The following is a 12,058-nucleotide window of genomic DNA, read 5'->3' as shown; positions in this document are numbered from 1 at the left end:
TATTTTGAATATATAGTCTATATAAATATATGAATTTTCCGTTAAGGCACATAATACAAAAGCTGTAGATGGTTTTTAAGTCCTTCGTTAGCTATATCCATAATCTGGATGTAACTAATGAAGGATTTTTTTTACCTGATACATTACAAAAATCCATCTTTATCAATGCTAACACCTGCTCTTATTTACATAACTTTACATTTAAAGGTCGGTATTTTTAATGATTTATCAAACGCAAAAGGGCTTTTTTGAGATTTTCATCAGTGGTGACATGCTCTGCAGCCTGTGATATAGTCCGTTTTGTGTTCTGGCTAAGCGCCTGATTTTCATTGGCTTTACGAGAATTTGGCAAGTGCAGTGATGATGTTGATGATTGTTTAGATGAATAATTATCGGCAGAGCTTTTAGCCACAACGACGCGAATTTGCTTGAGTTGTTTAAATGTAATTGACTGCTCTGTTAGTATTTGCAAATACGAGCTATGTAAATAGCGAATATGATTTGCTGCTGTCATTGAGCTAACACTTAATATCAACTGCTCAGGTGATAAGCCTACAACCCAACAGGTATTGAGTATTTCTTCAGGTAGACAGTCTACCAATAGCTCTTTTATCTCGTTGGTTGCTTCTATATATAGTCGCATGTTGTTAGCAAGGGTTTGAGGTAGCGCGCTACCAGCAAATGCTTGATGATCTATAAGCTGGGCAAGCCGATTAGGTTGTTTTTTTGACATCGTAAGTACTCATCTAATAGGTGACAAAATCGATACTCATAACAGACATGCTAAAAGCAATATATAGCAGATGGCTTATAAGATAGTTGACTAGGTGGGAGGTACTACTGGCACTAGTCGCTATTTGAAAAGAATGAACCGTTGTAATAGGGATTTTATCACGTCTATTTGATGATTATATCCTCTAAATTAATTGATGCTTCGTTACGGATGACGAGCAGACTTGTATTAACAATAGGTAGTAAATTTATGAAACAAGCTTTATTAATTTTGTCAGTATTGGGAATGGGTATCGCACAGACGAGTGGTGCTGCCGAAACAACCTTTCAACCAAATAATACCTTGAGTCATACCATCACAAATATTTCTACTTCTGCGAACTATGGTTCTAGTCGCAACATCTATAGCACTAACAGTGGTGCACATGTATATAGCAACGATGAGATCAGTCAAGCAATTGACAACCTAAGCGCTCATGCTAAGCAAAAAGAATATCAACTCGCTTCACTGACCAGTCGTTTGTCTTACGAGCAGCGTCAGCAGCAAGCAAGCCGTGTACCTGACCGCAATTCTGCTCCTGCTATTGCAGCAGCAAATGCATCACGAGTCGCACTATCTAGAAGCTCTGGCTACTGTGCTCGCTATGTACGTAAAGCATTACAATCAGCAGGTTACGAATTTACGCCTAACCCTTCAGCCTATCAGTACGCTTCTCGTGGCACGCTAGCCCAAGCTGGCTTTACCAAGATCAGTAACGACATGGCACCACAAGTTGGTGATGTCGTTGTCTATAACCGCACGTCAAGCCGTCCACATGGCCATATCCAGATTTTTGATGGCAATGATTGGGTATCTGATTTCCGTCAAAACAGCATCAGCCCATATAGCGGTAACTACAGCTATACGACATGGCGTGATTCGCAGTATGTTGATGATGCATCAGACCGTGGTATCTACCTTGCGATGGCTGACAAATAAACATCAGTTAAATGAAGTAAGTATCAGTTAAATAAGACTAAAGTTTTCTCCAAACTCAGTAATGCTCTTTATGACATTACTGGGTTTTTTTTGTGCTTTAAATAATTATATCTAAGAATAGCTATATTTAAATGAGTGCAGCTCCTATAAACGAATCAAAGCTCAAATTTTGGCCAATAGTCGCGATTGTGAAAATCAGGAGGGCAGGCATGGCTCGAGGCAAAGTATAAATCAGTTTCGCCAAACCATAGGATGACACAAGGATGTATTTGTTCGATCATCATGTTTGCAATAGCGTATTGTTGATTCGGTAGTTGAATTATAGGCAGGCTAAAGCTGCGCTCATAATGAGTAGGTGTCTGCACTACCATTGGGTTTTTAGATAAATGGCTTTCCCCTGATATATCTACTAGCTTTTTACAGTTACGCCAATTAATAGATGCGCGCGTGGTTCCGTCGGTTTCATACAACGGTACTGGCGGTAGTGCCGCAGGGTTACGATAGTTTTCAAATTGATAAAGTGCATAACGACCATCAGGGCTCGCATTAATCTCTATATAAGCGGTTGCTTGCTGAAGTGGTATCTTGTGAGGTTCTATCTGGTGAGTTGCTACGATATTTTCATTATTAATTTTACTACCATCAATCTCACTGCCAGCAATAAAACATTCAAGGCAGGTTTCTTCCCATAGGTAATCAGTGAAATTTACTTGAGTTTGTTGCCATGTTGACCAATTGAGTTGGTTTGCTAGAATTTGGCTAGGCAGAGTCACTTGATAGGTCAGCATTAGTTGTAAAGCTGGTTGCTGGATGATCTCTGCACTTACTTCGATAGAGATATTCTCAAGCTCTTCTATAGACACGCCTAATTGCTGAGCATCTTTCGCTATCGTTTCGGTGGCTAGACGGAGGTTAAAAGATTGGTTCATTACGAGTACATCTCGACGGTAATAATAAAGAGGTGATAGTGACAAGAGAAATTATACTAATTAAGGGTACTAATACTATATGGTAAGTATAACCGAGACTATTGAAAAACATAAAAGCCGCGAGCAAAATGCGTCGCGGCCTTTGTATTTCATTATCGTTTGGCTATGATATAAGTGAACATAAAACCCAGTCACTTAAGTCTAGTCGGTCATGACATATTACTGCGCGTGACGTGCTAGGTTAGACAGTTTTGGGTTGGCATTTGGGTTTTTACGTAGTAATAATGCCATACGACCAATAGAATGAACCAAAGACGCATTAGCCGCTTTAGCAAGTTCAGCGCCAACGATGTCACGCTCTTCTTTCGTGCCAGCAGGCAATTTCACTTTGATAAGCTCATGATCTGTTAGCGCGCGATCGATTTCTTCAGTGATGGTTGGGGTAATACCCTTGTTGCCGATCATAACGATAGGCTTTAGCTCGTGACCGATGCCTTTTAGACGTTTGATGGTAGCGTTATCGAGTTGCATAGAATTCCTAAGTGTTGGTAAAAATAAAAATGGTACTGTCAAAAACAGTTATTGATCATTATAGATAATCTGTGACCATCTTGCATGAGATCAGCAGGATTTTGCACGATTTTACGTGACGAAAATGTTAAACTGAATGTTTGGTACATTATAAACGCTACTGCCTTATAAAACAGTTATTTAACCAATAGAATTTGGTCAGTTTGCAACCAACCATGAATAAAAAATCTGATTAACACCGTATTTAGAATAATCCGCAACGGATTAATATCAGTTTGTAAGTGATAGAGCAATTAAAGTAGCTAGATTTAGTAAAGCAATAGGAGCAGGTATTTTGGCCACGCGTATCGAAAACAAAAAACTATCAAAGAGCAGCAGTGCTTGGATGAAAGAGCATATTGACGATCATTATGTACAAAAAGCTCACAAAGATGGCTACCGTGCCCGTGCCGCTTATAAATTATTAGAGATTAATGAAAAAACCAACCTGATCAAAAAAGGCATGACGGTCGTAGATTTGGGCAGTGCGCCTGGTAGCTGGTCACAAGTCGCTGGTCGATTGGTAGGTGACGATGGTATCTTGATTGCCTCTGATATTTTGGCGATGGATACCTTGCCTGATGTTACTTTCATTCAGGGCGATTTTCGTGAAGCTGAAGTGTTTGACGCCATTATGGCAGAAGTAGGTGATAGACAAGTCGATGTTGTATTGTCTGATATGGCACCCAATACGGCTGGGAACAGTTCTATCGATCAGCCACGTATGATGTACTTATGTGAGCTAGCAGTGGACTTCGCGCTTGCAACCTTACCAGAAGGTGGCGCACTTATTATGAAAGTGTTTCAAGGCGAGGGTACACAAGAATTACGCAAGCAGATGCAGCAGGATTTTAGTAAGATTCGTAGTATAAAGCCAGGTGCGTCACGACCACGCTCAAAAGAGATGTTTTGGATAGCGATTAAATAGTTTTAACATCAATAGGTTGCTGCTCTTGTAAGCGAGAGGGTAAACCACCATAAAGTGTTATTATCGCGATATAAAAGCTGCGTCAATTGTTAAAGGAATAATCGTGAAACCTGCTTGAATTATACGGGTTAGCACCACATATCATGGTATATTACCTTTGTTTTTAGCATACGTTTTAGGCAAAGTCGTCTGATAATAAGCGTTTTACAAGCTCAATGATCGTATATCTATGTTTATCTCATACTGATTATTTATAAAAACAATTTTTATGCTATCTATAAATCATATAAGTTTAATTTAGCAGCTTTTTATTATCGGGGTATTCGTTAAAAATGAGCAATACGTTTATAGACGTCACGTGTTTAATAAACACACCAATAAGTAAGGGATGGGAATAACTAGTGAGCGACATGGTAAAAAATACCTTATTGTGGCTGGTGGTAATCGGCGTTTTGGTGCTGGTGTTTAGCGGCTTTGATCAATCTTCTGAGCCGGATAACCTTAACTACTCTGAGTTTGTGACAGCAGTGTCAGAAAACCAAGTAGCCAGTGTCGAGATCGACGGCGAACAGATCACCGGCGAAAAGAAAAATGGCTCATCTTTTGAGACCATTAGACCAGCTGTGTCAGATGACCAGCTCATGCCAATGCTACGTGAGAACCAAGTCGAAGTTCAAGGAACTGCACCAAAGCGCCAAAGCGTACTAATGCAACTACTGATAGCCAGCTTCCCAATTCTATTGATTATTGGTCTGTTCTTATTCTTTATGCGTAATATGCAAGGCGGCGCTGGCGGTAAAGGCGGTGGCCCGATGAGCTTTGGTAAATCGAAAGCAAAAATGCTGACCGAAGATCAAATCAACGTTAACTTCGAAGATGTGGCTGGTTGTGAAGAAGCCAAAGAAGAAGTCGTTGAAGTGGTTGAGTTCTTACGTGATCCAGATAAATTTACCAAACTGGGTGCAACGATTCCTCGTGGTATCTTGATGGTAGGTCCTCCAGGTACAGGTAAAACCTTGCTAGCGAGAGCTATTGCTGGTGAAGCTAAAGTGCCGTTCTTCTCAATTTCAGGTTCTGATTTTGTTGAAATGTTCGTCGGTGTTGGTGCATCACGTGTTCGTGATATGTTCGAACAGGCGAAAAAAAGCGCTCCTTGTATCATCTTTATCGATGAGATTGATGCAGTCGGTCGTCATCGTGGTTCCGGTATGGGCGGCGGTAATGATGAGCGCGAGCAGACATTGAACCAGTTATTGGTTGAAATGGATGGCTTTGAAGGTAATGAAGGCGTTATTGTTATTGCCGCAACCAACCGTGCTGATGTGCTCGATAAAGCATTACTGCGTCCAGGTCGTTTTGACCGTCAGGTACAAGTAGGCTTGCCGGATATCAAAGGCCGTGAACAAATCCTAAAAGTTCATTTGAAGAAACTGCCGAATACAATCAGTGTAGATGCCAGTTCTCTTGCTCGTGGTACGCCTGGATTTAGTGGTGCACAGCTCGCCAACCTTGTAAACGAAGCTGCATTGTTCGCCGCGCGTCGCAATAAGACTAGCGTCGATATGAATGACTTCGAAGATGCAAAAGACAAGCTATATATGGGTCCTGAACGCAAATCCATGGTTATACGCGAAGAAGAGCGCCGTGCAACTGCGTATCATGAAGCGGGTCATGCGTTAGTAGCTGAGCTATTGCCAGGTACAGATCCGGTGCATAAGGTTACCATTATGCCGCGCGGCTTTGCCCTTGGTGTTACTTGGCAGTTGCCTGAGCATGATCAAACCAGTATGTATAAGTCGAAAATGCTGAGCGACATTGCTATTTTGTTCGGTGGTCGTATTGCTGAAGAAGTGTTTATCAATCAGATGTCAACGGGTGCTTCGAACGACTTTGAACGAGCTACTAAAATGGCACGTGCAATGGTCACGAAGTACGGTATGTCTGATGCACTTGGTATCATGGTGTACGAAGATGACGATAACTCACAAGGCTATTTCGGCGGTGGTGGACGTACTATCTCTGAAGCTACTCAGCAGAAAGTCGATGAAGAAGTGCGTCGTATGCTAGAAGAGCAGTATGATATCGCTCGTGAATTGATTGAAGCCAACCAAGATAAAATGCATGCAATGGTTGATGCGCTTATGAACTGGGAAACCATTGATCGTGACCAACTGCAAGATATCTTAGCAGGTGAAGAACCACGTCCACCTAGAGTTTACCAGCATAACGAAGTAAACTTATCTAAAAATGATGTTAAAACGACTGGTGCTACACCGCCACCATTACCAGCGATGTAAGTGTTAGCACATTCATGTTTTACAAAAAGCCCTTTATGATAAAGGGCTTTTTTATTGTCATCATTTTATGAAGGGTTTAGAACCCTATAAGATTTACTGGTATCATAAGCATAGATAACAATAACTGAAGCTGCATTATAAATTTTACTTGTGATGGATTATTCATGTCATTATTCCAATCTTTACCCAACTATCAAGTATCTAGCCGTGATAAAACCTTAGATTTGTCGCAGCCGCATATCATGGGTATCTTGAACGTAACGCCAGATTCATTTTCAGACGGTGGACAGTTTAACGCAGTAGATAAGGCCGTCGCTCATTGTCAGCAGATGATAAAGGAAGGCGCCACTATTATCGATATAGGTGGTGAATCTACTCGTCCAAATGCGCAAACTGTGGCGACTGATGATGAGATACAACGAGTTGTACCAGTGGTTCGAGCCATTCGTCAGCACTATAGTGACAGTATTTGGTTATCGATTGATACTAGCAGTCCTGAAGTCATGCAGGCAGCGTTTAATGAAGGTGCTGACATTTGGAACGATGTACGAGCATTGAAACGTACTGGTGCGGCAGAGCTGGCGGCTAAGCTTAATATACCTGTTATGCTAATGCATATGCGCGGTGAGCCAACGACAATGAATAATCTAGCACAGTATGACAATGTGATCGATGAGGTGAGTACAGAGCTGATTGACCGTATTAACGAAGTAGTTAGCATCGGCGTCAAACGAAGCAATATTATTATCGACCCAGGTTTTGGTTTTGCCAAAAACTATGAACATCATTGCGCGCTATTAAGTCAGCTGAGTAGCTTGCAAGCATTAGGGCTGCCGATGATGTTTGGCATTTCTCGTAAGCGGTTTTTAGCAGAAGTATTGACTAAAAGTGAAGTTGACGCTGTGAGTACGACGCAAGCGGTAGAGCGTGATTCGGCAGGAACGGCAGCTGGGTTGTTTGCGCTACAACAAGGAGCAAGTATCATTCGTACGCATAACGTGGCGATGATGCAGCAAGCAATGGCCTTATGGAGTCAACTGTCAGCATATCGTTGTTAATTTCATTCTACATGTCCGAATGCATAGTGAGATTTTAAGACTATAAATATTCTATACGCTATGCTTAACGTCTATTTTTAAACTATCTAAACCAATAAAACTATCTCAATTAATAAGAGTAAATTTATGACTAGTACCACTCAGCCAGAACCAACCAATGAGCAGCGCCGTATCATTTATCAAGCTCGCCGCGGATTAAAAGAATTGGATTTTTATATTGATCCTTATGTCAAAGAGCTGTATCTGACAGCAGATGCTACTGAACAAGCAACATTTGCAGAAATGCTCACTCATGAAGACCCAGACTTGCTTGATTACTTTACCAATCAAAATCGTCCAGAAGAGGATGATATCTGGGCGTTGGTCAATAAGATAAAAACATGGCGTCATACCAAAGACTTGGTTTAGGTCTTAAGGAACGGGTCAGTACAATATCTAACGTTTCCCATGGTACGCTTATATGACGCTAGTAACCTCGCTACGTATTGATACAGCTATCAAGCTTGCCAGTTATTTACGCGCGCTGCTATATGTAGGCTTGACTGGCGTTATGATGATATTAGCATGGTTTGCATCTTTGACTTTGTGGCAGTATTTACTAATCTTAACAGTCTCGGCAGCGGTCGCAAGTTATCTGATTATATCGAGACCGATACTATTACATATTAGTCAGCCATCGCTCAGTCAGCGTGTCGATAAAGAGTGGCAGTTACTGATACGAACGGGTCGCGGCGATGAGTTATGGCAAGCAGAGTTAATCGATATAAATCGCTATCAGTGGGCGATGAGTATCGAGTTCAATATCGTTGAACCTTATCAAAGAACGTTTTCGACTACTATATTTCGCGACCAAGTAAATTACGAGCAATGGCGACAGTTAAATATTTTAGCGAATATCAGTAAGGGTAATGCTAGATAACTGAGTATTTATGGAGCTTAAGTTTTTCCTTTTACGATGAGAAAACTCTACACGTCATAACAAAATATCTATCTCAAAGGACAAAAAGGTTTGTTATATTAAAATCTGTTATATTAAAAATAGAGAGTAAAACTCGTAATTCTGCTGTCCTTTTATTAAAAAAAATGTAGGCAGATATGAGGTTTTATAAGTTTTAGCAGTATTTTTGTACTAAACAATACGATAAAAAGAGGAATAAATAATGAGCTTATTAGGGAATTTAGTGAGCCAAGTGGCACGTAGTGCAATGAATCCAGACGACGCTCAGCGCAATCCAGTTAACCAACGTACTGAAACACGGCAGACTGGCGGACTAGGTGATATTTTAGGTAGTGTGCTGGGCGGTGGCATTCAGGCAGGTGGTTATAGCCCTCAACAGAATAGCCGTCAAGCAGATAATGGTTTTGGCTTAGATGACATTATTGGTGGTCTCACGGGTGGTAGTCAGCGCGGCGGTATGAGCTCAGGTGCTGGCGGATTAGGTGATATTTTAGGTAGTGTATTAGGTGGTCAGCGAACTAATAGCGGGTTTGGTGGTAAAGGTATGCTCGTTGCTGCATTGATGCCTATGGTACTTAGCTGGATCAAACGTAATGGCGGCTTGAGTGGGGCGTTGTCAAAAATCACTGGTATGGGCTATGAAGGTCAAGCACGCTCTTGGATGAGTAATAACGAAGCAAACGATAATTTAGATCCAAAAGAAATTAACCGTTTGTTTGATGAAAACGAAATTCAGCAAGTAGCCGCTCATACTGGTGCTAATGAAACTGAGGTAAGACAGGGACTCGCTGAGCTGTTGCCTGAGGTAATGAATCAGCTAACGCCTAATGGCAATCTGGATAATGAGTCTGAGGCCAATGAAGAGATAGATCAAATCATTAGCCAGCTATCTAGCCGTCTTGGTAATTTTAAGTAGTTTGTTCAAGTAGTTTGACAGCTTTGAGTTTGAAAATTTCTAATCAAATACTTTAAAGTTATACAGATTAGAATGACTGGCAGTATTAATTAAAGGGCACGTCATATAACGTGCTCTTTTTTATGTCCATCACAAGAGTATGACTGTCGATAAATACCGTTTGGCAGGAACAGTGATAGCGATAGTAAGCCCTTAAAATCTTTCGTCTAGCGACTCTGTAGTATGGTTAAGTGCGGCAAAGCAGATATCGGTATTAAACCCTCTATACTGCAAAAATCGTAGCTGCTTAGCTTTTTCTTTTTGCTCAACTGGTATCTTATTACCGTATTTTTTGGTACGAGCTATCACCGCTAGTTTTAGCCAATCTACACCATCGACTAGGTTGTCTGCATCATCATCTACAAACTCACTAAATTCATCAGACTCAATATTTGCCATATCGATTAGCTCATCGATGTTACCTGGCATAGCAATCTTCTTACGATAGAATTCTTGTTTGATCCGACCACGTCCGCGGCCTTTACGAATGTTCTCACGTATCAGCATTAGGGTAGTGCGGTAATCACTTTGATAACCTTTTTCTTCAAACTCATCAAGTAGTGCGTCAATTTTTTCTGGGTCTTGTTCTTTGTCGATCAGCTTTTGCTTTAGCTCAGCCTTACCGTATTCACGGCGTGATAAATAATAAAATGCGAGCCAACGCAATCGACTTTCAGCTTTGATCGCATCGATTTCTGCTTGTTTTTGTTCAGGGGTTCGTAAGTAGGCTTTGAGCGCGGCTGGTATGTTATCGTTTTGGCTGTCTGTTTCACTATCATTGATAGCAAAAAGCTCAGCTTCATTTTCTGAGTTTTTGGATAGCGGCTCAGTGCTATCACTAGTACCAGTTGTCAAACCATCACTAATTTCGTCATTCTGAATATCGAGTTTGACTTCTGCCAGCATCTCTTTGATGGTTTGCGCTTCAGGTGGTTGATATGTAGAGGTGTCACTAGGCTCAGCGATAAAATTAGCCGCTGGATGAAAACGCTTTTTACGTTTTTTAGATTTAGAGTTCTTTTTTGATTTAGGAGAAGAGCCTTCGAAAAACGCTGTATCAATAGTAGCGTCATTCGTGACTGAATCATCTTTATTTGAACGGGTAGTCCGTTTACTGGATTTCTCTCGTTTTTTAGGCTCTTTCGTATGAGAGTTCTTGAACGGTTTTTTTGGTTTATTATCAACAGAACTAGCTGAGTCGGCACCCGACTCAGCTAGAATTTCAGCTAAGGTTTTAATTTTCATAATGAATCATAGTGACTGACAACGGTTAATCGTTAAACCATTATTGTACAGGTTCAGAAGCCTGTTCTGCTTCTTCAGTTTCGTCGGCTTTACTAATTTTCTTTGTACCAAGCTTTTCGTCACGAATCTTGTCTTCGATTTCTTGTGCAATGGCAGGGTTCTCTTTTAAGAAAAGCACAGAGTTGGCTTTACCTTGACCGATTTTTTCGTCGCCATAGCTGTACCAAGATCCTGCTTTGCCAACAGCTCCAATCTCTACACCTAAGTCAATGACTTCGGCTAAGTGATTCGTACCTTCACCGTAAGTGATTTCGAACTCAGCTTGGCGGAAAGGTGGTGCCATTTTGTTTTTGATAACTTTAACACGGGTCTGGTTACCGATGATTTCATCACCGTTTTTGACCGCACCAATACGGCGAATATCCATACGTACAGAGGCGTAGAATTTCAGCGCGTTACCACCAGTCGTAGTCTCAGGGCTACCGAACATAACACCGATTTTCATACGAATCTGGTTAATAAACACTACCATACAGTTAGAGCGTTTGGCGTTACCAGTGATTTTACGTAGGGCTTGGCTCATAAGACGCGCTTGTAGACCCATGTGTGAGTCGCCCATTTCGCCTTCAATCTCAGCACGTGGCGTCAAGGCGGCTACTGAGTCAATCACGATCATATCGATTGCGCCTGAGCGTACCAACATATCGGTAATTTCAAGTGCTTGCTCGCCATTGTCAGGCTGCGAGAGCAATAAGTCATCAGTGTTTACCCCAAGCTTGCGAGCATAAACAGGGTCAAGCGCATGCTCGGCATCGATAAAGGCACAAGTACCACCTTGCTTTTGACATTCTGCAATAGCTTGCAGGGTCATCGTCGTCTTACCTGAGCTTTCTGGGCCGTAAATTTCAACGATACGGCCTTTTGGTAGACCACCAATGCCAAGCGCAATGTCTAATCCTAGAGAGCCTGTAGAGACCACATCGACATCCATAATGGCCGAGTCATCGCCTAGATGCATGATGGTGTTTTTACCAAATTGCTTTTCGATTTGACCTAATGCCGCTTTGAGGGCTTTGGCTTTATTGTCGTCCATATTGGATTCCTTGTTTTCGGTAGTTAAGTTGATGCTATAAATAAAATATTGGTACTGTTAAAACTTTTGGTAAACGCATACTGACTGTTATGAGGTCAACAATTATTGTTTGGCTGTTTTATAAAAAATAGGTTGTCACGTGACTGGTATAGGTAGTAGTATCGAAGGTATCGTTCTACTATACAGTAAAATTAAATAGCGAGAGAAGTAAAAATAAGTCCGTACTATACTGTCGTTATCGTTGTTTTTAAGTCAGACTTGGCATGCTAATTACTTGACTCAACTTCTTAACACTGTTGATTTGATAAGGTAAT

At 41.2% G+C, this 12,058-nt stretch carries 12 protein-coding genes; 7 read left to right on the top strand and 5 right to left on the bottom strand.

The genetic code is table 11. The annotated features are described in order from the left end of the window. Positions 1 to 217 precede the first annotated feature (217 nt). Positions 218 to 733: a hypothetical protein gene (locus ACQKCP_RS10145; RefSeq protein WP_165597662.1), complete on the bottom strand. Its 516-nt coding sequence runs from the start codon at positions 731 to 733 to the stop codon at positions 218 to 220. Positions 734 to 982: 249 nt separating this feature from the next. Here ACQKCP_RS10145 and ACQKCP_RS10140 point away from each other — a divergent pair, with 249 nt between their 5' ends. Beyond that, positions 983 to 1,711 (top strand): CHAP domain-containing protein, encoded by a 729-nt coding sequence (locus tag ACQKCP_RS10140; RefSeq protein ID WP_057761430.1) that lies wholly within the window; start codon positions 983 to 985, stop codon positions 1,709 to 1,711. A 155-nt stretch (positions 1,712 to 1,866) separates the two neighbouring features. Here ACQKCP_RS10140 and ACQKCP_RS10135 read toward each other — a convergent pair whose 3' ends face one another. Next, on the bottom strand, positions 1,867 to 2,640 hold the full coding sequence (locus ACQKCP_RS10135; RefSeq protein WP_427612236.1) for a hypothetical protein: 774 nt from the start codon (positions 2,638 to 2,640) through the stop codon (positions 1,867 to 1,869). Between the two features lie 219 nt (positions 2,641 to 2,859). Continuing rightward, on the bottom strand, positions 2,860 to 3,171 hold the full coding sequence (locus ACQKCP_RS10130; protein ID WP_057761426.1) for a YhbY family RNA-binding protein: 312 nt from the start codon (positions 3,169 to 3,171) through the stop codon (positions 2,860 to 2,862). 334 nt (positions 3,172 to 3,505) lie between these two features. Here ACQKCP_RS10130 and ACQKCP_RS10125 point away from each other — a divergent pair, with 334 nt between their 5' ends. The 6 genes from ACQKCP_RS10125 to ACQKCP_RS10100 all read left to right on the top strand — a co-directional run bounded on the left by ACQKCP_RS10125 (position 3,506) and on the right by ACQKCP_RS10100 (position 9,367). Further along, complete coding sequence (locus ACQKCP_RS10125) at positions 3,506 to 4,138, top strand: RlmE family RNA methyltransferase (RefSeq protein ID WP_427612235.1); 633 nt, start codon at positions 3,506 to 3,508, stop codon at positions 4,136 to 4,138. 401 nt (positions 4,139 to 4,539) lie between these two features. Then, positions 4,540 to 6,435, top strand: coding sequence for an ATP-dependent zinc metalloprotease FtsH (gene ftsH, locus ACQKCP_RS10120; RefSeq protein WP_057761422.1), 1,896 nt, complete (start codon positions 4,540 to 4,542; stop codon positions 6,433 to 6,435). 164 nt (positions 6,436 to 6,599) lie between these two features. Further along, positions 6,600 to 7,493, top strand: coding sequence for a dihydropteroate synthase (gene folP / locus ACQKCP_RS10115; RefSeq protein WP_427612234.1), 894 nt, complete (start codon positions 6,600 to 6,602; stop codon positions 7,491 to 7,493). Positions 7,494 to 7,619: 126 nt separating this feature from the next. Continuing rightward, a complete protein-coding gene (locus ACQKCP_RS10110) occupies positions 7,620 to 7,901 on the top strand; it encodes a succinate dehydrogenase assembly factor 2 (protein WP_057761419.1) in 282 nt (93 codons plus the stop codon). A gap of 52 nt (positions 7,902 to 7,953) precedes the next feature. After that, positions 7,954 to 8,412, top strand: coding sequence for a hypothetical protein (locus ACQKCP_RS10105; RefSeq protein WP_427612233.1), 459 nt, complete (start codon positions 7,954 to 7,956; stop codon positions 8,410 to 8,412). Positions 8,413 to 8,653: 241 nt separating this feature from the next. Next, entirely contained in the window at positions 8,654 to 9,367 is a 714-nt protein-coding gene (locus ACQKCP_RS10100; protein WP_427612232.1) for a YidB family protein, read from the top strand. A 192-nt stretch (positions 9,368 to 9,559) separates the two neighbouring features. On the opposite strand, the gene ACQKCP_RS10095 is transcribed toward ACQKCP_RS10100, so the two are convergent. Further along, a complete protein-coding gene (locus ACQKCP_RS10095; protein ID WP_427612231.1) occupies positions 9,560 to 10,651 on the bottom strand; it encodes a regulatory protein RecX in 1,092 nt (363 codons plus the stop codon). 40 nt (positions 10,652 to 10,691) lie between these two features. Further along, a complete protein-coding gene (recA, locus tag ACQKCP_RS10090; protein ID WP_427612230.1) occupies positions 10,692 to 11,744 on the bottom strand; it encodes a recombinase RecA in 1,053 nt (350 codons plus the stop codon). Positions 11,745 to 12,058: the final 314 nt, after the last annotated feature.

It is taken from the genome of Psychrobacter sp. NPDC078631 (assembly GCF_050268165.1).
Classification (GTDB): domain Bacteria; phylum Pseudomonadota; class Gammaproteobacteria; order Pseudomonadales; family Moraxellaceae; genus Psychrobacter.
The sequence above is the reverse complement of the archived record's forward strand: the minus strand, read 5'-3'. Positions and strand labels throughout refer to the sequence as shown.